The sequence below is a fragment of the Rhodococcus sp. ARP2 genome, from assembly GCF_001029585.1.
Taxonomy (GTDB): domain Bacteria; phylum Actinomycetota; class Actinomycetes; order Mycobacteriales; family Mycobacteriaceae; genus Rhodococcus_F; species Rhodococcus_F erythropolis.
Genome location: NZ_LEKE01000056.1, coordinates 167,321 through 187,784, shown reverse-complemented (window position 1 = coordinate 187,784; position 20,464 = coordinate 167,321). Strand labels below are relative to the sequence as shown.

Genomic DNA, 20,464 nt, shown 5'->3' with positions numbered 1-20,464 from the left:
GACCGGGTAGACGCGAGCATGGGCGCCACCTGCTCGACCGGATCCACCGCTGGCCGCTACGAATCGACGACCCCGACCGTCGGCGTCGAAGAAGAATTCATCCTCGTCGACCCGACATCCTGGCTGCCGTCCACCGACAATGCCGCGGTTGCGGAAACCGCGTCGACACTCGGTTTGGATCTTCAGCTCGAGTTGTCCCGCTGCCAAGTCGAGACCAACTCTCCCGTGTGCCAGAACATCGACGAACTCCGAACCCACTTGATCGACATGCGTCGGCTCGCGGCGAAAGCGGCCGAGTTGAACGGCTGCAGGCTGTTGGCCGTCGGCGCACCGCTTTCGGGGCCTTCGCGTTTCGAGATCAGCGACTCCCCTCGCTACCGCCAGATGGGCGAACACTTCGGCGCCCTCGCCGCCGAACAAAGTATCTGCGGTTGCCACATCCATGTGGGCGTCGCTGATCAAGTAGAGGCCGTGCAGGTCTGCAATCACGTGCGCATCTGGTTGCCTGCCCTGCTGGCACTGAGCGCCAACTCCCGTATCCACCAAGGAGTCGACACCGACTTCGCGAGTTGGCGGGCGATCCAATGGTCCCGGTGGCCCGTCGCCGGGCCGCCGCCGTACTTCGAGACCGCCGGGGACTTCGACACCGCGGTCGCGAAGATGGTGGATTGCGGCGTGATGCTCGACAAGCGGATGGCCTACTGGGATATCCGGCCTTCCTGCCACCTACCGACCGTCGAGATCCGGGTCTGCGACGTTCAGCCGACGGTCGACGACACCGTATTGCTTGCAGCACTTGTGCGCGCGCTGGTCGCCACTGCACTGCGCGCCGTCGAACGAGGAGTCGTCGCTCCGCGCACTTCCCTCGAGAACCTCCGCCTCGCAACCTGGGTGTCCGCGAAGGAGGGCGTCCTGGGAGCGTCGATCGATCCGGTTACCACACAAAGAATTTCGGCCACGGAACAGTTGCACCGACTCCTGATCCATGTCCGTGACTCCCTCGACGAGACAGGCGAGTACACGAGCGTGGAATCAGCACTGCGCGACAAATGCGTGACCGGCGGCGGCAGCGACTGGCAACAGCGGACGCTTCGCCAGGTCTGCCTGCGGGAACTGATCGCACGTGCCGTTGAGCGCACCGTCCCGACTGGCACGGATACGCATGACGGGCCGACCCCCTGATCAGTAGTAATGCCTCCGACCACCGATAGCGTGCCCGGCCGCGCCCAGCGCGTACAGGATGATTCCGATCACCAACAAGACGACACCGATCGTCCAGAGGATCGGAATGTTCACCACGAAACCGATAATCAGCAGGATTACGCCGAGGATGATCATCACAAGCTCCTTCAGTGCGTTCACTCGGGCGGATACGCCCGCCTCGAGCCGCATACATCAGGGATACCCGTCGGCTGAGCGTTTCATACCCACTCTGACCGGGTATTTCGCTGGGCACCATAATATTTGAAGAATCGAGCCCGCCATGATGAGAATTGTGACTCTGATCGTTCTGATCTGGCTGATAGTCGGGGCCGTCGCGGCCGGCCAACGCGGCTACTACAGCAGTTCGCCGACCAACTGCGCCGGCGTCGGGACCATCGCGCTCACGGTCATCGCCGGCCCGCTGAACTACTTCGGCGTCAACCCCAAAGTCACGGATTGCACGCTCCCCCAGCCCACCGAGTGAGCTGCCGGACATCCGCGCTAAACCGACTAGTCGTTACCCTGGAGGTGAGTCGACACACATCGAAGTGAGGGGCCACCATGACCACTGCACCAGATCGCACCCGAATCGAGTTCCCGGACATCAGCTCGCGTGCGTGGGAACACCCAGCCGATCGGGCCGCATTGGTGACGCTCCGGACGCTTCGGGGGTTCGACACTGTTCTGCGGACGCTGTCCGGACTGCTCCAAGAACGTCAGCACCGCCTCATGTACCTCGCCACGTCAGTGCGAGTCGACGAACGCCAGTTCAGTGACCTGAACGATCTGCGCCGTGACTGCGTCGAGATCCTGCAGGCCGACGAGACACCAGAGCTGTTCGTACTCCAGACCCCGATGGTCAACGCCTTCACCATCGGCATGGACAAGCCGTTCATGGTGGTCACTACTGGTCTGCTGGACGTGATGAACTACGAGGAGCAACGGTTCATCATCGGCCACGAACTAGGCCACGCACTGTCCGGCCATGCCGTGTATCGCACCATCTTGATGCATTTGATGCGACTGGCCGGAACCATCGGATGGCTGCCGGTCGGTGGATGGGCACTGCGCGCGATCATCGCCGCCCTGATGGAATGGCAACGCAAGTCCGAACTGTCCGGCGATCGTGCAGGACTACTGTGCGGCCAGGACGTACACACAGCGATTCGCGTGCAGATGAAATTGGCCGGCGGATCCCGAGTCAGTGAAATCGACATCGACGCGTTTCTTGCCCAGGCCGCCGAGTACGACGCCAGCGGCGACCTCCGCGACGGTGTACTCAAGCTCCTCAACATCGAACTGCTCTCTCACCCGTTCTCGGTGCTTCGCGCCGCCGAACTCAAGAAGTGGGTGGACAGCGGAGACTACGCCGCGATTCTGCGCGGAAACTACCCCCGCCGCGGCGATGACGACGGAGCGAAGATCAGCGACGAGTTCAAGAATGCAGCCAAGACGTACAAGCAGAACTTCGACGAGTCGGAAGACCCCTTGGTCCGGATGGTGCGCGACATCGGTAGCGGATTGGGCGGTGCCGTGGGCGCCGTCGGGAACGGCGTCGGCGACGTAGCGACGGACATCAAGGAACGATTCACTCACTGGCGCAAGAGTTCCGACAGGTCGAAGGGCACTGACGACGCCGATTAAGCAGAATCGGGACCTGCCACCGAAGGCAGTCGGCGGCAGGTCCCGGGTTCTTGGCGTGAAGGTGATGCAGGCTTCCCTCTGCACCACCCTCACGTTCACAGACAGTACCAGCAGTCGAACAAACGTGCGAACTGAAAGCGGTCGTGTCGAATCACCAGTTGTCGGGTACGCGGCATAGGACCACTACAGAAGGGAGCCGACATGCATGCTGGGCGGCTGAAGAAGGTCGGTTCGAGTGACGGCCCGTTTGCCTCCGTGTACTTCGAAGACGTCCGCAACCGGGAAGATGCACGCGAGCGCTTCGAACTCGAATGGCGCTCGATGCGCAATCAACTCACGAAACAGGGAGCATCGGAATCGCTGATCGCGCGACTGGACGAGGTGAAGGACAACCATCACGGCATCTCAGGTCGCGCCGGACGCGCGATCGTCGCCACATCCGAGGCGGTGCTGATCGACGATATTCTGCTCGAACCTGCCGGCTCCACCATCGCGACCTTGGGCGAACTGCCCTACTTGATTCCACTGATCGCACACGGATACGACACCGAACCGTTCCTCATCGCAAAGGTCGACCACACTGGCGCGGACCTGTGCGTGCGCGATGCTCGCGGGCGTGACGTGTACGGCGAAACGGTAGACGGCGACGGCTTCCCGGTCCACAAGGCGCACGTGGGCGGCCAGGAGCGGTACACCGACAGCCAAAGCCTCGTGGAGGAGAACATCCGAAAGAACCTGACACAGGCCGTGGAGCGCGCGGCGGCGCTCGCCCGCGAACACAAGGTCGCACTGGTGGTCGTGATCGGAGAAGTACAGTCCCGCAAAGCTTTTGCACAGCTCCTACCGTCGACGCTACGGGTGGTGGACGTCGAAAAGGGTTCGCGTTCAGTCGGTTCGACACCTGCCGAGGTGTCGAAGTCGATTCGTGAACTGATCGACACGCAGCGACTGCGCAGAATGGATGCGGAAACCGAACGCTACGTCGCAGAGCAGGGCCGGGACTCCGGCCTCTCCATCGACGGGACCGCACGCGTCCTCGACGCCCTCGAACAGGGCAAGGTCGAGACACTGCTGCTCACCGATCCCGACGACAAGGAAGTCACCAGTGGAAAGCTGATCGGGCCCGCCGATCGCGTACTCCCCTACATCGCAATCGGGACCGGCACCGAGCTGGTACAGATCGACGAACGCCTCGTTCTCGCCGACGGATACGGCGCGATACTTCGGCACCCCTGAACACCGGCCTGATGATCAGATTCGGGGGCGAGCACGTTCAGCGAGAAGCGTGCTTGCCCACCGAGTCCGGGAAACCATCGGCAATCGCTGCGACGAGTTCCAGATATGCCCGTGCAGTGCGCTTGTTCAACAATTTCAAGTCGATCGGACCGCCCTCACCGAGGTGATCGTCATAGGGCAACGTCTTGACCGCTCGCACTCCACGCTGAGCGAAAACGTCCTCGAGTTGGTCGAGGTCGAGCGAAGACGAACCCGGCCGCGTCGCATTGATCGCCACGACCGACCTGCTCACCAGATCTGCGTATCCGTGCTTGGTCAGCCAACTGAGCGTTGCTGCGGCACTACGGGCACCGTCCTGCGCCGTCGGGCTGACGACTACCAAAGCGTCTGCTTCGTCGAGAATTCCGTACATGGCCGAGTGCATGATTCCGGTGCCACAGTCGGTGATGACGATGTTGTAATGCACCTCGAGAATTCGCAGAGTATCGAGGTAGTCCTGCTCGTTGAAAGACTCCGAAGTTTCCGGATCTGCTTCACTCGCAAGGATTTCGAGTCGGCTGTCGCCTTGCGAGGTGTAGTAGCGAACATCGCTGTACGTACGAATGTCACCGTCGGCCAACAGATCACGAACAGTCAGGTGATGTTCACGTCGTTCACGATCAGCCAGAGTCCCCAGGTCGGGATTGGCGTCGATGGCTACGATTCGATCGCCACGGATCGACGCGAACGTCGAACCGACGGTCTTTGCCGCCGTGGTTTTTCCCACACCACCCTTGAGTGAGATGAAAGCAATCTTGTACACGCCGCGCACTGTTCGGTTGGCACGGCGCACCAGAGCTTGATGTTCGAGTTCGGCGGCCGACTGCCCGGTGTTGATCCGACCCCCGGTGAGTTTGAACAACACACTGCCCAAACCGCGTTCGGGTGGACGCTTCGCCCGCTTGATGATGTCCAGATCGTCGACAGAGGTCATAGCCCTGGGCGTCGAGGTCCGAAAATCGGTCGGCTCTTCACGACGTTGCTGGCGCATCCGCTGACTGGGCAACGGTTTTGCCGCAGGTTCGTCGAATTGCGGCGTGAAGGTGACGGTTCGAATCGACGTTGCGTAACCGTCGTCGGACGCGTCGAAAAGGCCGTCGCCCTGAGTCGTTCCGGAGTTGTTCCCCAGGACTCCGTTATTCGAACCGTTGTTATCGCTGCGCACCGTTTTCCTAGGTCGAGTTCGGAATCATTTCGGACATAGCCTCTCGGACGCTATCACTCTGGCGGGCTTGCCGTTCTCTGCTCAATACCGTCACGGCACAACAGACCGTTACACCCGCACTTCGATGACTTTGGTCCCCACGCCTGTGCCGATCTCAGCAAATACGAACGTCGTAACGATATGCGGCACAGATATCTTCATCTGCCGCTGAAAACAGCCTTCCGCAATGTCAGGGCAAATCCCTTGGTAACAAACGAGAAAAGGGAGGGTGATCACCTGGGCGATCGCCCTCCCTTCATGGACAAGTGTTCAGCTGCTGCATAATTCCGCGCTCTCGAACGAAGTGCCCCCAACCCTACGGATCACTCGTACCATTCGACCGCCATCACGGGCAGAGCACACTCTTCACGTATGCACCACTCGGTTTGACGGTGCCGTCCGACCTCACTGCGCCGAAATACGACTCTCGATCCGTCGTTGCCCCGTAAGGCGCGTAGTCGTTGAGACGGTAGAAGATGAGCGGCCCCAACCAAGACTTGGTTTGCTTGTCTGCCATCGCTGCCTGATAGATCTCGAGTTGACGTGCTTCGCTGACGCTGTCCGGAGTCCCACTTGTAGGCGCCCCGAACTCGGTAATCCAAATCTTTTTTGCAGAATCTCCGTTGGCAGTCATGATTCCGCGAAGGCTCGGCCGAACGATCCCGCCGCCCCCGCCGCCCGCGAACGACTCGACGCTCATCTGAGACCACGAGTTCCAGTCATGTTCATCTGTAGGCAGCGCCGGATACGAGTACGGATGATGACCGACAGCGTTGAACGATGACCGTGCACCATTCGTATACAGGGATTGCAAGAATGTGAGTGGCGCGACCTGACTGCCGTCGACGGCGTCAAACCGACTCGGCCGGGCTCGACTACTAGCCCTCGTAGTAGCTGCCTGTATCCTTTCGCGTATGACGCCGGGTCCGAAAGATGTCGCGCAGCTGCGCGGCGCTTTCGTGGGCGGTACCTCCGGCGCGGTTTCCGTCGCAGCCCACGCGCTCGGTGGCGGCGGCATGGCCCCGTCCGAGAGCGCGGTGGTGTTGTTGATCCTCGCGTGCGCGAGCGTCGGCGCGGTGGTCACGTCCATCGACACTCGCCGATCCCCTGCCCTCTTGCTCGCCCTTATGCTCGCTGCGGGTCAGGCCATCGGTCACGCGACATTGACCATCGCTTCGGATCATCAACACGGCCTGCTCCTGTCGCTTCCGATGCTCGCAGCGCACATCGCTGCCGTCGGAGTGTGCGCAGTTCTGATCCGCGGCGCAGAACACGGGTACGTCGTGGCGGCATCGACGGTGGCGGCAATCGTCGCCGTCCTATTGCGCCCGTGGGCACCTGAACCCTCACCGTTCACTGCGCGCACTCGATACCGCGCCAAAGTTGTTCTGCGTCAACTTCTCACCTCAGGCCTGGGCACTCGCGGCCCACCGGCATTCGTGTAACTCACCTTCCCTTTCCTCTCACGCACGTGAATACGTGCGCCACTTTGCTGTGCGCCTTTATTAACCGCCCGCGGTTAATAAAGGCGCACGGCGGGATCGAGTACACGCATGTCCGCACCCGAATTGGAGCGCGCACAGACACGCGCTTCCAACGACAGTTCTCCCCCGAAGACGCAGGTTGGCGGCGCCAGACCACTGATACTGCGTCTGCATTTCTACGCCGGCATTCTCATCGGGCCGTTCATCCTCATCGCCGCGCTGAGCGGTGGTCTCTACGCGATGGCGCCCACCATCGAGAAGTTCGTCTACAGCGACTATCTCCAGACCGACACCACCGGACAAATCGCGTCGCTGAACGACCAGATCCGTTCCGCCCAGCAGTACCGCCCTGACCTGACCGTCTCGGCAGTACGTCCGTCCCCTGCGGCCGGAGAAACCACGCGGGTCCTGTTCACCGATCCGTCGTTGGGCGAATCGGAGAGGCTCGCAGTCTTCGTCGATCCAGTGCTTGCACAGCCGGTCGGCGAGCTGGCGGTCTACGGAAGCAGTGGTTCGTTGCCACTGCGCACCTGGATCTCTCAGCTGCATCGCCACCTTCATCTCGGTGAACCTGGCCGCCTCTACAGCGAATTGGCCGCGTCGTGGATGTGGGTGGTCGCACTCGGTGGCGTCCACCTGTGGTTCCGTCGATACCGCACCGCTCGGAACGCTCGTCTACTTACGATCGACCGAGCGTCCACCGGACGAAGCCGGACCCTGAACTGGCACGGTGTCGTCGGCATCTGGATAGCAGTTGCGTTGGTGTTTCTCTCGGCGACCGGACTCACGTGGTCGACGTACGCCGGAGAGAATGTCAGCAATCTGAGAACCGCATTGAGTTGGACGACGCCCTCGGTCGTGAAAACTCTCGGCGACGCTCCACCACCGGCAACGGGCGGGCACGAGGGTCACGACATGGCCCCCGCCGCCGCCGGCACGCTGACAGACACCAACGTCGGACGTGTCGACACCGTCCTCGGTATCGCCAGGTACAACGGGATCACCGGTCCGGTCGAAGTATCGATACCCGCCAACGCCGAGACAGCCTTCACCGTCGCCCAGACGCGTCAGCCGTGGGTGTACAGCAACAACACCATCGCAATCGACGGAGCGACGCAGAAGGTCACCGACGAGTTGTGGTTCTCGGATTGGCCACTCGCAGCCAAACTTTCGGCTTGGGGAATCCAGCTCCACATGGGCCTGCTGTTCGGCCTTGCCAACCAGATCGCACTCACCGCACTGGCACTCGCGTTGGTCAGCGTGGTCATTCGTGGCTACATCATGTGGTGGCGCCGACGCCCCACCCGTGGCTCCGACTGGGCTGTCGGCCGGGCCCCTGCCCGCGGCGGGATTCGCAACCTCTCCCCGCTCAGCATTGTTGCGCTGGTTGCGGTAACCGCACTGGTGGGCTGGTTTGTTCCGCTACTCGGCATCAGTCTTCTCGCATTCCTGCTGATCGACGTTTGCATTGCGGCGTTCAAACGCCGCGTCACCACCTGACACCTCACGAATCACGGAGACACACATGACTGTTCGAACAAAGATATTCGCAGCTGTTGCACTGACCGCAGCTCTCGCCTTGACCGGCTGTTCTTCGAACTCCGACAACGAAACCGAAGCCGCACAATCCATCACAGTTCAGGATCAATGGGTCAAGGCAGCACCCGAGGGAATGAGTGCGGCGTTCGCCGAACTGGTCAACTCCAGCGACAAGGACGTACGCGTGGTCTCGGCAACCAGTCCCGCGTCATCGCGACTGGAACTGCACGAGGTCGTGACCGGGGACGGCGGCACGATGACGATGCGCCCCAAGGACGGTGGGTTCCTGGTCCCTGCCAACGGGTCCGCCAGCCTCACCCCGGGCGGTGACCACCTGATGTTCATGGACCTGTCCGCGCCGCTGCTCCCAGGCGCAGAAACCGACCTCACATTGATCTACGACGACGGTTCCAGCACCACGTTCACAGCCCAGATTCGCGACTTCTCCGGTAATCAGGAGAACTACGACCCGAATCACGGTGGCTGAGAACACGAACCCGCCCAGCCGAGCACTCAGCCGGCGGCGCCTTCTCGGAGGAGGTGCCGCCGCGCTCGGCGTCGCGGGAATAACTTGGGGCGCAACCACAGTGGTGGAGCGCAGCGAACACGAACAGCAAGCAGGCAAGCTGGTGGAACCGTTCTACGGCGTCCACCAAGCTGGGATCGCCACCACTCCGCAAGCGCACGGCACGTTCATCGGGTTCGACCTCTTGCCTGGAGCCGATCGAGCAATCGTGGTCGGGATCATGAAGATGTGGTCCGAGGATGCGTCACGGCTGACCGCCGGTAACCCGGCGTTGGCGGATACCGAACGGGAACTGGCCGTGGATCCGGCCCGCTTGACGGTGACCGTCGGCTACGGCCCTGGCCTGTTCACCAAGCTGGGATTGCAAGCACGTCAACCGGACTGGTTCGAGCCGTTGCCGAGCTACGAGATCGACCGACTTGACGACCGATGGGGCGGGTCGGACCTGTTGCTGCAGATTTGTGGCGACGATCCGGTGACCATTGCTCATGCTGTGCGAGTTCTGACCAAGAACGTCCGATCACTGACGACAATCCGGTGGACACAAAAGGGATTCCGCAACGCTCGCGGCACCACGCCCGAGGGAACCACGATGCGCAATCTCATGGGCCAAGTGGACGGGACGGTCAATCCGGCTCCGGGAACAGTGGATTTCGATTCACTGATCTGGCACGACGGCGCCGGTCAACCGTGGCTGGCGGGCGGAACCTCGTTGGTACTACGACGCATTCGCATGGAAATGGATACCTGGGACGAACTCGATCGCTCGGGGCGTGAACTCACCATGGGGCGCACGTTGTCCAATGGCGCTCCGCTCAACGGAACCAACGAATTCGACGAAGCGGATTTCACACTCACGGACAAGTTCGGCATTCCGGTGATCCCGCCAGGATCACACATCGCGCGAGCCCACCAGACGCATGAGAAGGAGCAGTTCTTCCGTCGGGCATACAACTACGACGACGCACCCGAGAGCGGGCAGACCTCGAACTCGGGATTGATCTTCGCAGCATTCCAACGGGACATCGCCGAGCAATATCTACCGGTCCAACAGCGATTGAGTGACTTCGACGCACTCAACGAGTGGACGACGCCGATCGGTTCTGCGGTGTATCTCATTCCGCCGGGATGCACCGAGAACGACTATGTGGGAAGCGGATTGCTCGGCTGACAACCCCGGGTAACGATACTGTGGGGGCGGGATCCGAACGGATCCCGCCCCCACAATGCCTTCTGCCTGAAGTTGTTGCGTTACTTGGACTTACGAGGTCCCGGCATGACCGCCCCCGGACGAGCGGTAGTCAACCTCGTGACCCAACCGCTGACGGGCCACTTCTTCAGGCCGACGTTGTGCGGGGTGACCTCGGTTCCGACGTACTTGGCAGCGAGCTCGTCGTCGACGGTTCCGTTGAACCGCCACAGTTGGCTTCCGTCGGCATTGCGAGTGGACACCTCCCATGACTGAGCACGGAATGCACCACGAATGATGCTGTCGGCAAACACCAGAACGGGGATTCCGATCTCGGCACGAACAGCTGCACCGGCAGACCACTCGGCGCGCGCGAGTTCGTAGATCTCTTCCGGCGTTGCTCCCGGACGAGCGGAGGCCGGCACGTGGAGGACGATGCTCGGCGTCGGGAGTTCCGGCGCGGGATCGGCCGAGTAGCGCAACGCGAGTTCCTCGACGCGGGTCGCACGGGCGTCCTTGTCCGATGTATCGCCCGCGAGGTTGGTCAGGCCCTCGCCCGCGTCGGTGATTCGCAAGGCTTCCACGATGCCGCGGACGACCTCGTCGGTAGTGGCGGCCGGATCCGTGGCGGCAGCGACCGAGCGGAGAAGAACGAAGTGCTCCACCGCCGAACCCGCGTCGTAGATTTCACGGATGCGGGCGATCTTGGCTGCTGTCACAGCAGCATTCGACTCGGCTGGGCCGTCCGCTCCTTCGAGATTCGCAAGTTCACCGAGCGCTTCGAATACCGGCGCGAACACTTGATTTCCCGTGCCGTGCCCGACATGGAACACCTGATCGTTGCGCGGGTCACGCAGGGCAAAGACGTACTGCCCCAATCTCTTCCCAACCTTTTCGGTGAACGGCTGCGGAGCCGGCTTCCTGACGACGACCTCGGTGGACAGAGTGCGCATCACGGCCAGACGGAGTGCGTCGGGCACGCTGGTGGAACCGGCAGCACCGGAAAAGATTGCCGCCGAAGCAGCGCTGATCGAGGTGAACGTGCGGCCGACTTGCTTCTCGAGAGATGCAGAGACCGTACCGACCGCAGTCAGTTTTGCATCGAGGGTGCCGTCACCCTCGACAAGGAACTCCTTGATCAACGGAGCAACGAGCAGGGTGGAGCCGATAGCGCGAGGAACTGTCCAGACAATAGCCATGCCACGAGCCTAGGCGATCACCTCGAGACGCGAGGCGAACGCGACTCAGCCCGCCGCTGCCGGCCCGGCCAGTCCCTGCACAAGAAGGTTCCAGGCCGAGTGCGCAACTTCTTTCCGCGAGCTCTCGGCAGTCCGTTCCATGATCGCGGCGAACATGGCGATCGCCAGGATCACGTCCTCAGCAGTCACGGACTCTCGTATCTTCCCAGTTCGACGCGCCTCGTCGAGGCGCCCTTCGAGGAGATCGGTCAAACGGGCGCCAGCCGAATTCAGTCGCGAGTCGCCGAAGGAGACCGGCTTGATGACCTCCACGAACACGATGGAGGTAGTGATCTGGTCGACCAACAAACGAAAAAGATCGTCGAGAGTCGAATCCGGATCAGCCGCCAGATCGTGCAGCTCGACGATGTTCTCGTCGAACACCGCGAGTGCGAGACTTTCACGAGTGGGAAAGTGCCGGTAGAGGCTGCCCTGGCCGACGCCGGCCGTGCGGGCGATCAGGCTGAGCGGAGCAGCAAATCCCTGGGTGGCGAACACCTCGCGAGCTGCTGAGATGAGCGCCGCACGATTGCGCGCCGCATCTCTCGGCCCTCTGTTGAGAGATCCGCTATTGACGCGGCCAGACGATGTCACGCACACTACGATACCAACCGGACAGCATTGTCCGGTTGGTTGCGGCCCGACACCGGTTCACACCCCGACCCGATCGTCGTGAGCGCTCGAACACGCGCCTGCCCTCCGCGCTGCCTGTCCTTGAGGTACGTCTGCCCGTGAGATACGAAAGGCAATCCCGCACCGGGAGTTGGACTCGATGAAATCGTTCACGACCATCAGAACCAGATCTGCCATCGCGCTCGTCACCTTGATCACCGTCCTTCCCGTGTGCGTCGCTTCTGCTGAGCCCGCCACTGCCCCGGGCTCGATCCACGAGAACCCGGGTGTCGCTTCCAACGCTGCAAGCCGCGCCGAATGCGGCCCGGGCTCGATGCCCGAGACCGGGTTGCAGGGTGATGTTCCGGCCGAGGACCGAAACAGCGGACGCAGCCGAGACGGGTACAGCTGCAACATGTCTCAGATCGGCGGTTACTCGGGTCGCGGCGGCGGGATCACGTCCACCAACTTCGAACACTGCTCGTACATCGGCAGCTTCTTCCCCGGGAACCTCCTGGGCCCCGCGCAGGGCGTGCAAGTTCTCGACGTGTCGGATCCTGCCAATCCTGCTCTCACCGCCACGCTGACCGAACCTGCGATGCTGGCCGGAACGTGGGAGAGTCTCAAGGTCAACACCGCGCGAAAGCTGCTGGTGGGCACGGGCGTTCCGCTCTTGACCGGCGTCGGCCTGATGTCGGTCTACGACATCTCCGATTGCGCGCACCCGAAACTGCTCAACCCCGGACCAGGAACCGATCTGGGGATGCTGCTGCCGATCACCAATCACGAGGGTGGATTTTCACCGGACGGGAACACCTACTGGTCTTCCGGCACCGCTCCCGGTGTGGTGAGCGCCGTCGATCTCACCGATCCCGCCAACCCGCGCGTCGTCTGGCAGGACCTCATCGGGTTGTCGACCCACGGCTTCGGAATCACTCCAGACGGAAATCGCATGTACTTGTCGAACAATCTCGGCGGAATACATGTTCTCGACATCAGTGAGGTTCAGCGCCGCGTCCCGAATCCTCGGGTGCGCCAACTGTCCCAGCTCTCTTGGACCGACGGTTGGGCCACCCAACACAGCATTCCGGTCACCTACGACGGTTCGCCGTACCTGTTCACCGTCGACGAAGGTGGTTCCGGCGGAGTCAAATTGATCGACGTCTCCAATGACGACGAACCTGCGGTCGTCAATTCGGTGAAGCTCGAGATCAATCTGCCGGAGAATCAAGATGCTGCGCTGGCGTCTGCTGCCGGCGGATCGCTGTTCGCGTACGAATCTCACTACTGTTCGGCCGATCGCCCGGTCGACCCGACGGCGCTGGCATGCGGATGGATCTCGAGCGGGATTCGGGTCTTCGATGTTCGAGATCCCTTCGACGTCCACGAAATTGCGTACTTCAACCCACCCGCTCGGACCGGCGACAATGTCGAACTCGCCAACTCGCCGCACGCTCTCGCCTCGCTCATCGGGGTACCCATTCTCAGCACGCCGGCAATCGCGCAGTCGATCGCGCAAGGCCAGTTCGACCCCGGCCAAGCGCTGAGTTCGCGATCGGGCATGGTCGCTCTCGGCGACATCTCGACCGATTGGTGCTTCTCCCCACCCGAATGGCGCGGGACCACGTTGTGGGCGACGTGCGCCGACAACGGCTTTGTTGCCATGCAACTCGAAAACGGTGTCTACACACCACCCGCTGACCAGAAGACGACCGTGGGATCATGACGGCGCCGCGATCGGTCAAGGCCGTCGCACTCGTGGCTGCGGCACTGATGCTGCTCGTACTCGGCGCAGCATTACGTCCGCTGTTCGCACCCGAGAACCACACGCAGACAGCTGTTCTGAGCGAAACCGAAATCGGATTCGTGCATGACATGGCGGCCCACCATCAACAGGCCCTCTTCATTCTCGCGCGTCTGAGTCCCGATGTGGACCCGGCGGTTACGAGACTGGCCCAGCAGATCGACGATGTTCAGAGAACGGAAATCGGTGTCATGCTCGGTTGGCTGAGGTTGGCCGGTGTCCCGCCGAACAGTAGAACGCCGATGGCGTGGATGGAGGCGTCACCGAGCGGCGCTGGCGACTCTCATCATCACCCGGCAACGCCGGAAACAGAGGCCGACGCCATGCCGGGTATGGCTACCACGGAAGAACTCGAGAAACTGAGCGCCGCTCGCGGGCTCGACGCCGAGGTTCTGTTCCTGCAACTGATGGAACGCCACCACCGTGGCGGGATCGCTATGGCGCAGGCCGCCGATGCACTGCTCGAGCGCGGACCGGTGAAACAGTCGGCCCGCGACATGATCAATTCCCAGAGTCAGGAATCCGGGCTGATGACACTGATGCTCGGACAACGTGGGGCGCAACCACTGCACTGAACCGCATCTGCACTGACTAGCATGGGTGTCGACCTGTGAACTACAGAAGGAATCGACACTTCAATGACCCTGCTCGTTCGCGGAATCGAATGGTCGAACCCGACAGCACCGCGGATCCGATGCGTCGACGACACCACTTCCGCTACGACCTTCTACACTCACGACTCGGTTCTGCGATTCTCCGTCGACGAGGCGAAGGGCCGCCGTTGCCTCGGGTGGCGAGATCTCACCGCCGAAGGTCCGGGACACTCGCCGTGTGACCGCGGGGCCACGGTCGTTACCGGGCGCCAGTGCGATCGATGCCGAAATCGTGAGGGATTCACCACCGTTCATCAGGCACATGTCAGCGGCGCGCACATTCATCCGAACGTGCGCACCTATCTCACGCAACCACAATGGCTCTACATCGACATCTTCGCCGGCGGTCAGATGAAGGTGGGGACGGCGGCCGAGTTCCGCAAGCATCCGCGAGTCGCCGAACAGGGAGCGGTCTGCGCATTGTTCGTAGCGCGGTCGACGGACGGTTACAGCATTCGTTCCCTCGAAGCCCGAGTTTCGGAGCACTTCCACTTGAGCCAGGCCATACGTACGTCTCGGAAGATCGAAGCGCTGACAGGACCCTTGGATCGCGAGAAACTGCGAAAGTCGTTGCACCACTTCGTATCGTCGATCAAAGACGAGCTGAATGACCTCGGATCGGACATCGACGGAATCGAGATCCTGGAGGCTCCCGAAGAATGGATGGCGCCGGCGTGCGCCGACGTTGTCTTCGATGCGGCACCGTTGATCGCGTATCCGCACAGTTTCGAGTCCGGGGAACATTCCTTGTACTTGGAGGGCCTTGCCGGTTCGATCGCCTCGCTGCGGATCGACCCCGATCCTGAATCGCCACGCTTCGTCGCGGATGTGTCCGGACTGGTCGGTCGAACCATCACCGTCGGCGAGTTCGAGTCCCCTGGCGTGGCGATTCAGGAATCGTTGTTCTGAAAGTAGGTCAGCAACTTCCCGCGGTCGCTGCGGCGAATCCGCGAGTGACCTCAGCCTGCTCGTCGGCAGACAAGCTCGACCATTCGGGATAAGCCTGGATGGAGGTCAGCATGTCGTTTGCCAATGATTCACGCGTCATGCCCATTTCCTCGCCCGACTCGTCAATTGCCGGCTGGTATGCGTCGAGGTACCGGAGAACGTCGGAGCACGCCTGCGCGTAGGTCCGTGGCAGTGCCGAACTCACATTCGGGTCCGACGGGACCTCAGCCGGGACGCTCGCGTCGACCGACGGTGCCTCGGTAGTCGATTCCGACGATGTCGCCGGAGCCTCGGATGACGTCGTCGGTGACGCAGTGGTGGTCGCCGAAACGGAGGAAGTGAGTGTTCCGACCTCGGTCGGCTTGTCTCCGTCAGAACCGCAGGCAACCAGCGCCACCAGCGAGCAGGCACCGATGAACCCGGTGATCGTTTTCTTCATCCTTCAAGGATGCCAGAGGGCGTCTGGCGCTCGAACGGACCGGCATCGTCGACCGGCGAGAATCGTCCGGGCAGCCTGTCGATTCCGAGTGCCTCGTCGGCCCGCCTACAGGATTGGACCATATGCCCCGTCTGCGAACCCATGCTACGGTGACTTAACTGCAAAGTAACTATGGGTGGGATTGTCCGGTCTGCCGCGTTCATCCGGAACGCTCTGATCGGAAATAGTTCGTCTTTAAGGGGCTGGAACGAGTGGGACTTTTTCGTCGACGAGGCTCCCGGGAGGAAGACGACGATCGCGGGCAAAACCTCGATCGCAGCGACCCCGGGTATGCCGCCTGGTTCGCGAACGTCTCCGACGCGGGCGGTCAGCCGGTTCCGTACAAGCGGCCGCTTACCGCGCCGGTGTATCCGCAACTTCAGACGCCGGTGCCGGACTTCGAGACGGAGACGAGATGGCCGCTCAGCGCACCCGCCGGGGACGGCTGGCTGCCCGCAGACCGCATCGACGAATTCGAGTCGTCGAATGGCCGCTCATCTGCACCGAACGGAACGAGCCCACAAATCTCACAAGCTGAACAGTTGCCGCCCAGCCCACTCCCGACACCGCAACCAACGATTCCACCTCGAAATGTACCGATGACTTCATCACCGAAGCATCACCTGGAGTCGCCCCGCGCGACTCTGCCCTACCAAGGAGAAGCAATGAGCAACATCGACAAGATCCTCGGCGAATTGATGCGCATCGACGGTGCCAGCGGTGCAGCCGTAGTCGACGCCGACAGCGGGATGGTTCTCGGTATGAGCGGCAACCCGTCATTCAGCCTCGAGTACGCCGGCGCCGGCAACTCCGAGGTTGTGCGAGCAAAGCTCCGCACGATGAGTAACTTGGGGATTACCGACACCCTCGAAGACATTCTGATCACCCTGAGTAACCAGTACCACCTCATTCGCGTCCTCGAGACGCCCGGACTGTCAACGCTGTTCGTGTACCTGGTTTTGGACCGCGCACGTGCGAACCTGGCACTGGCCCGCCACAAGCTGGGCGAACAGACACCCAAGATCGAAATCTGACGCTTCCACTCCCTTCCCGACAATGCCCGGTCCTCGCCAACGGCGAGGACCGGGCATTGTTCGTTCCGCACCGTCGATTGGTGAACGTCGCGCCGGCACCGATACTGAGACAGTGACTATCGCGGATACTCCTTGCGTGTGGTTGACCACCCTTCGAAGCGACGGCTCGCCGCACACGACTCCGGTTTGGTTCTTACTGCGTCAGAACACATTCTGGATACCGAGCGCCGAGCAGAATCGGAAGGTTCGGAACCTGCTGGACGATCCTCGGGTCTCGTTGGCAGTCGACGGATCCTCTCGCGACCCATGGGTCGCACAGGGGTTCGGGACAATTCATCACGATGTCGGCGAGTTCGGCGATCTCCTGAGACTTTTCGGCGAGAAGTACGACGGCTGGGATGCCGCAGACGAAACTCGTGAAGGTCCGCGAGTTCTCGTGTCGGTTCCGGTGACGCGATGGCTACTTCGACCGGACTGACAGACAGTGCCGGTTCAGCCCGAAATGTCGTGAATGACATACTTGTAGTTCATCTCTCGCAGAAATGGACTCTCACACATGGCACGCACGGCACATCACAGGCGCGGCATCACCGGCGTCACCATCGGCATTGCTGCCGTGATCGTGCTGGGAGGTTGCGCCAGTTCCAACGCCGACGCACCCGAAACATCTTCTCTCGGTTCGGGAATCGGATCCGGCGTCACGACGACGGTATCGGCCGGAACTTCGGCTCCCTCGTCCGCCGCAATTGAACTGCTGGCACAGATCCCCATCAAGGGACGCGCACCCAAGACCGGATACGACCGCGCACTGTTCGGTACCGCCTGGACCGACGACGTCACCGTCGAGTTCGGCCACAACGGCTGCGATACCCGAAACGACATCCTGCGGCGCGACCTCACCGACCTGACATTCAAAGACGGCTCCAAAAGCTGCTCGGTCCAAACCGGTACGCTCCGTGACCCGTACACGAACAAGACCATCGCCTTCACCCGCGGCCAGGACACGTCTTCTGCAGTCCAGATCGACCATGTTGTCGCACTCTCGGACGCCTGGCAGAAGGGCGCACAGCAACTCGACACGCAAACGCGAACCAATCTGGCCAACGACCCTCGAAACCTGCGCGCTGTCGACGGGCCCACCAACCAGAAGAAGTCGGATTCCGACGCGGCGTCGTGGCTGCCACCCAACAAGGCATACCGCTGCCAGTACGTGACTGCTCAAGTGGAAGTAAAAGCGGCATACGGTTTGTGGGTTACCCAAGCCGAACACGACACCATCGCAGACATTCTCGCGACCTGCTGAACTCTTGCGGTGATCAGCGACCTTTGATCAGATACCGCACAATCGCCATCCCGAGCGCGAGGCCCAACACGGTGGCCAGCGCTGCAACCAGACCGTGGCCGGTCAGTGCGACGAACACACCGGTTATGACTGCGACGACGGCAATGATCCCCGCGTCCACTCTGCTTTGACCACGTTCAGGCATGGCACTCTCTCGTGCTGTCAGGTCCGTCCGCTCCCCTCGTAGCGGACGGACCCAGCGGCAATCTGTCGAAATGCGCGAACTCTGGTGGCCTCACCGGGCTGACTTTGCGGGCGGTCCTGCGAGGCCGGCACGTCCCCCGGAGCCAACTCACATCGGTTCACGAAGTCCGTACCTTCGCAGAATATACCGATTGGTAGGTAATTACTGAGGGCTAAAGTCCCTGGTCATGGACTCATGCGACGAGTGGTCGAAAACTCGAGACGAACGAGCGCATCCGCGAGCCGAGCGTTCAATCGAGATGGCAGAGGGCCGTGGTCACGTCCAGAGGTCCATCTCGACATAGAGCGGAGACGTCTAGGACCCGAAAAGCGATCCGAGATCCAACGATCCGACTGACGACACTCTCTTCCAATCAGCGCAATACGCGGTGGTGAAGCGAGAATCCGTCAAGAGAATGGTGACTGTCGCCGGTTCGAGGGTGCTTTCGAACTCGAGGACATTCAATTCACCGTCGCCGTCGACTTTTGCCCGACCGTATATGCACGGCATATCAGCTGATACGGGCCCAGACGTCGTGTAGGTTCCCGGCAACACCTCCCACGGCACGTCGAACAGCCCATGACCGGGAATCGTTCCCGGCGCTGCTGAGGCCGCAGACGTCCCGATCATTGCCACACCGACAGCTACTGCTGCAGCGGACGCGAGCAAACTAACCTTGCGCATTTTCCCTACCTTGTTCATACCTGAACCGCAGCGGCGAGTTCGAAGGCTTGTTGATGTAAGAACCCGCGGTTCGCGCAGTTCTTCAACTAACGGTAGTAAAAGGGCACGAGTTTTGGTGAGCTACCTTTTGTAGTTCTGGCCCGATTTCCGTGACGGAGACTCCCATTGAGAAAAATAGGGAACGCCGGCGTTGCGGCTCTCGGCATGATTCGAACCTGTCATTCCAGTATTCGATCACACAACCGTATTCGAGCCGAAACGTCGACGCTCCCCTGCCGTTTGGGTGACTCAGCCTCCAAGTGAGCCCGTCGGCAGCTTCGAGAAGATGTCCCCGAGGCTTCCGGTTCCACCAGGAGTTTCCGGTTCCGTCGGATCCACCGGCTCGACGACGATGACGCCGGGCACGGTGACGGTCACGGTCTTGTCCGCAGATTCCGAAGAACTGAACTTCTTGGTACCCAAGAACTTTGCGGTGATGCGATGCTCGCCCTGGTCGCGGAACGGCCAGACCAGTTCTGCATGGCCATTGGAATCGACTGTGGCGCTACCGATCTTCGTATCGCCGTCGAAGAACTCGACCGTGCCCTCACCCGGGTTCGGGTCGATACTCGCCGCAATCTTGACGTCTTCGCCCGTCAGTGCCTCCAGTGCGACAGCGACCGTCGTCTCGGTCTGGTTGGTCGCGAATACCTCGGTAGTCGAGAGGGCGCTGCGTCCCTCGCCCGAAGCAACACAATACCCAGCGGCATTGACCCACCGGGACTCACCGAAACTCATGCTCGTGTCTTTGATCTTGATACTCGGGCTCGTCGCCCCGGCGCGCAGGTGCGTCGTCGCATTTCCCTCGTCGGACCGAGCTTCGAGTTTCAATTCGACTGCCGGTAAACGAAAGTCCGTGTTGGCCTTGACTTGCAGCCCTTCCTTGGGCTTGTTGTCGTTCGCGCTCGGACCGTCGTTGACTGTCTTGTTGCCGGTACCGGTAATTCGCAGGTACTCACCCGCCGGGTTCGCGTTTCCGTCTGCGCCCACCCGGAGCAGCACCGCAGTCTCGCCGGTCAAGTTGGACGACGAATCACCGACGAGGGAGTACGAAACCAGGGTTGCCCCTTGCGGTAGTGCGATGTCGTACTTGATACGACCGGTGTCCGAATCCGAACTACGCATGGTGCCCGGATGCAGTTTCACTGTGAACTGTTCGCCGGGACGCACGGACGTGGGCGCCGTGACCTCCAGGTTGTCGGAGAACGACGAATCCCAATCGGTGGCGCCGTCGACCCGGCACTTGTGTTCGAAGGAAACTGTTCGCGTCACGGTATCGGAAGCCGCTGCTGCCGGAGCGGACACAGCGAGGAGTCCGGCCGCAACAGCTGGTACGACTGCGCAAACAGCCAGAGAACGGGAGTTCATATGTTGCCTTTCAAAA

Annotated in this window: 23 protein-coding genes; 14 read left to right on the top strand and 9 right to left on the bottom strand. The window is 61.5% G+C overall.

Features of this window, described 5'->3' with window-relative positions; all coding sequences use genetic code 11:
- Window positions 1–18 precede the first annotated feature (18 nt).
- Complete coding sequence (locus tag ABX74_RS15400) at window positions 19–1,182, top strand: glutamate--cysteine ligase (protein WP_047889156.1); 1,164 nt, start codon at window positions 19–21, stop codon at window positions 1,180–1,182.
- On the opposite strand, the gene ABX74_RS30410 is transcribed toward ABX74_RS15400, so the two are convergent.
- Complete coding sequence (locus tag ABX74_RS30410; protein WP_003945912.1) at window positions 1,183–1,338, bottom strand: DUF6131 family protein; 156 nt, start codon at window positions 1,336–1,338, stop codon at window positions 1,183–1,185.
- A gap of 145 nt (window positions 1,339–1,483) precedes the next feature.
- Here ABX74_RS30410 and ABX74_RS15390 point away from each other — a divergent pair, with 145 nt between their 5' ends.
- From ABX74_RS15390 to ABX74_RS15380, 3 genes are all read left to right on the top strand, one after another.
- Window positions 1,484–1,687, top strand: a complete 204-nt coding sequence (locus ABX74_RS15390) for a hypothetical protein (protein WP_003945456.1) — start codon at window positions 1,484–1,486, stop codon at window positions 1,685–1,687.
- 77 nt (window positions 1,688–1,764) lie between these two features.
- Window positions 1,765–2,847 (top strand): M48 family metallopeptidase, encoded by a 1,083-nt coding sequence (locus ABX74_RS15385; RefSeq protein WP_019747189.1) that lies wholly within the window; start codon window positions 1,765–1,767, stop codon window positions 2,845–2,847.
- 201 nt (window positions 2,848–3,048) lie between these two features.
- Window positions 3,049–4,083: a hypothetical protein gene (locus ABX74_RS15380; protein ID WP_019747188.1), complete on the top strand. Its 1,035-nt coding sequence runs from the start codon at window positions 3,049–3,051 to the stop codon at window positions 4,081–4,083.
- Window positions 4,084–4,120: 37 nt separating this feature from the next.
- Here the strand turns inward: ABX74_RS15380 and ABX74_RS15375 are convergent, their stop codons facing one another.
- Both ABX74_RS15375 and ABX74_RS29700 read right to left on the bottom strand, forming a co-directional pair.
- Window positions 4,121–5,287, bottom strand: a complete 1,167-nt coding sequence (locus ABX74_RS15375; RefSeq protein ID WP_020906466.1) for a MinD/ParA family protein — start codon at window positions 5,285–5,287, stop codon at window positions 4,121–4,123.
- 385 nt (window positions 5,288–5,672) lie between these two features.
- On the bottom strand, window positions 5,673–6,026 hold the full coding sequence (locus tag ABX74_RS29700; RefSeq protein ID WP_053062036.1) for a hypothetical protein: 354 nt from the start codon (window positions 6,024–6,026) through the stop codon (window positions 5,673–5,675).
- 214 nt (window positions 6,027–6,240) lie between these two features.
- Here ABX74_RS29700 and ABX74_RS15365 point away from each other — a divergent pair, with 214 nt between their 5' ends.
- The 4 genes from ABX74_RS15365 (at window position 6,241) to ABX74_RS15350 (ending at window position 10,046) form a co-directional block, all read left to right on the top strand.
- Entirely contained in the window at window positions 6,241–6,771 is a 531-nt protein-coding gene (locus ABX74_RS15365) for a hypothetical protein (RefSeq protein ID WP_020906463.1), read from the top strand.
- Window positions 6,772–6,879: 108 nt separating this feature from the next.
- Window positions 6,880–8,310, top strand: a complete 1,431-nt coding sequence (locus ABX74_RS15360; RefSeq protein WP_047889155.1) for a PepSY-associated TM helix domain-containing protein — start codon at window positions 6,880–6,882, stop codon at window positions 8,308–8,310.
- 25 nt (window positions 8,311–8,335) lie between these two features.
- Window positions 8,336–8,836, top strand: a complete 501-nt coding sequence (locus ABX74_RS15355) for a copper chaperone PCu(A)C (RefSeq protein WP_047889154.1) — start codon at window positions 8,336–8,338, stop codon at window positions 8,834–8,836.
- Window positions 8,829–10,046: a Dyp-type peroxidase gene (locus ABX74_RS15350; RefSeq protein WP_047889153.1), complete on the top strand. Its 1,218-nt coding sequence runs from the start codon at window positions 8,829–8,831 to the stop codon at window positions 10,044–10,046. Before ABX74_RS15355 ends, ABX74_RS15350 begins: the two co-directional genes overlap by 8 nt.
- Before the next feature lie 80 nt (window positions 10,047–10,126).
- Here the strand turns inward: ABX74_RS15350 and ABX74_RS15345 are convergent, their stop codons facing one another.
- Together ABX74_RS15345 and ABX74_RS15340 are read right to left on the bottom strand one after the other, a co-directional pair.
- On the bottom strand, window positions 10,127–11,263 hold the full coding sequence (locus tag ABX74_RS15345; RefSeq protein ID WP_030537603.1) for a GIY-YIG nuclease family protein: 1,137 nt from the start codon (window positions 11,261–11,263) through the stop codon (window positions 10,127–10,129).
- A gap of 45 nt (window positions 11,264–11,308) precedes the next feature.
- Window positions 11,309–11,896 (bottom strand): TetR/AcrR family transcriptional regulator, encoded by a 588-nt coding sequence (locus ABX74_RS15340; RefSeq protein ID WP_223257932.1) that lies wholly within the window; start codon window positions 11,894–11,896, stop codon window positions 11,309–11,311.
- 178 nt (window positions 11,897–12,074) lie between these two features.
- Here ABX74_RS15340 and ABX74_RS15335 point away from each other — a divergent pair, with 178 nt between their 5' ends.
- From ABX74_RS15335 to ABX74_RS15325, 3 genes are all read left to right on the top strand, one after another.
- On the top strand, window positions 12,075–13,640 hold the full coding sequence (locus ABX74_RS15335) for an LVIVD repeat-containing protein (RefSeq protein WP_047889152.1): 1,566 nt from the start codon (window positions 12,075–12,077) through the stop codon (window positions 13,638–13,640).
- A complete protein-coding gene (locus ABX74_RS15330; RefSeq protein ID WP_047889151.1) occupies window positions 13,637–14,293 on the top strand; it encodes a DUF305 domain-containing protein in 657 nt (218 codons plus the stop codon). Before ABX74_RS15335 ends, ABX74_RS15330 begins: the two co-directional genes overlap by 4 nt.
- A 63-nt stretch (window positions 14,294–14,356) precedes the next feature.
- The gene (locus ABX74_RS15325) at window positions 14,357–15,280 is read left to right on the top strand and encodes a DUF2797 domain-containing protein (RefSeq protein WP_053062035.1); all 924 of its coding nucleotides are present in this window, start codon (window positions 14,357–14,359) and stop codon (window positions 15,278–15,280) included.
- 7 nt (window positions 15,281–15,287) lie between these two features.
- Here the strand turns inward: ABX74_RS15325 and ABX74_RS15320 are convergent, their stop codons facing one another.
- Window positions 15,288–15,758 (bottom strand): hypothetical protein, encoded by a 471-nt coding sequence (locus tag ABX74_RS15320; RefSeq protein ID WP_019747175.1) that lies wholly within the window; start codon window positions 15,756–15,758, stop codon window positions 15,288–15,290.
- 704 nt (window positions 15,759–16,462) lie between these two features.
- Between ABX74_RS15320 and ABX74_RS30630 the strand changes: the two genes are divergently transcribed.
- From ABX74_RS30630 to ABX74_RS15305, 3 genes are all read left to right on the top strand, one after another.
- Window positions 16,463–16,831, top strand: a complete 369-nt coding sequence (locus ABX74_RS30630; RefSeq protein WP_020906454.1) for a hypothetical protein — start codon at window positions 16,463–16,465, stop codon at window positions 16,829–16,831.
- A gap of 22 nt (window positions 16,832–16,853) precedes the next feature.
- Entirely contained in the window at window positions 16,854–17,309 is a 456-nt protein-coding gene (locus ABX74_RS15310; protein WP_019747173.1) for a pyridoxamine 5'-phosphate oxidase family protein, read from the top strand.
- Between the two features lie 78 nt (window positions 17,310–17,387).
- Window positions 17,388–18,134, top strand: coding sequence for an HNH endonuclease family protein (locus ABX74_RS15305; RefSeq protein ID WP_047889149.1), 747 nt, complete (start codon window positions 17,388–17,390; stop codon window positions 18,132–18,134).
- A 13-nt stretch (window positions 18,135–18,147) separates the two neighbouring features.
- On the opposite strand, the gene ABX74_RS30405 is transcribed toward ABX74_RS15305, so the two are convergent.
- From ABX74_RS30405 to ABX74_RS15295, 3 genes are all read right to left on the bottom strand, one after another.
- Window positions 18,148–18,318 carry a hypothetical protein gene (locus ABX74_RS30405; RefSeq protein ID WP_020906453.1) on the bottom strand — a complete coding sequence of 57 codons (171 nt, stop codon included), beginning with the start codon at window positions 18,316–18,318 and terminating at the stop codon, window positions 18,148–18,150.
- A gap of 354 nt (window positions 18,319–18,672) precedes the next feature.
- Window positions 18,673–19,041, bottom strand: a complete 369-nt coding sequence (locus ABX74_RS15300; RefSeq protein WP_029537646.1) for a hypothetical protein — start codon at window positions 19,039–19,041, stop codon at window positions 18,673–18,675.
- A 288-nt stretch (window positions 19,042–19,329) separates the two neighbouring features.
- Entirely contained in the window at window positions 19,330–20,448 is a 1,119-nt protein-coding gene (locus ABX74_RS15295) for an Ig-like domain-containing protein (RefSeq protein ID WP_047889148.1), read from the bottom strand.
- Window positions 20,449–20,464 lie beyond the last annotated feature (16 nt).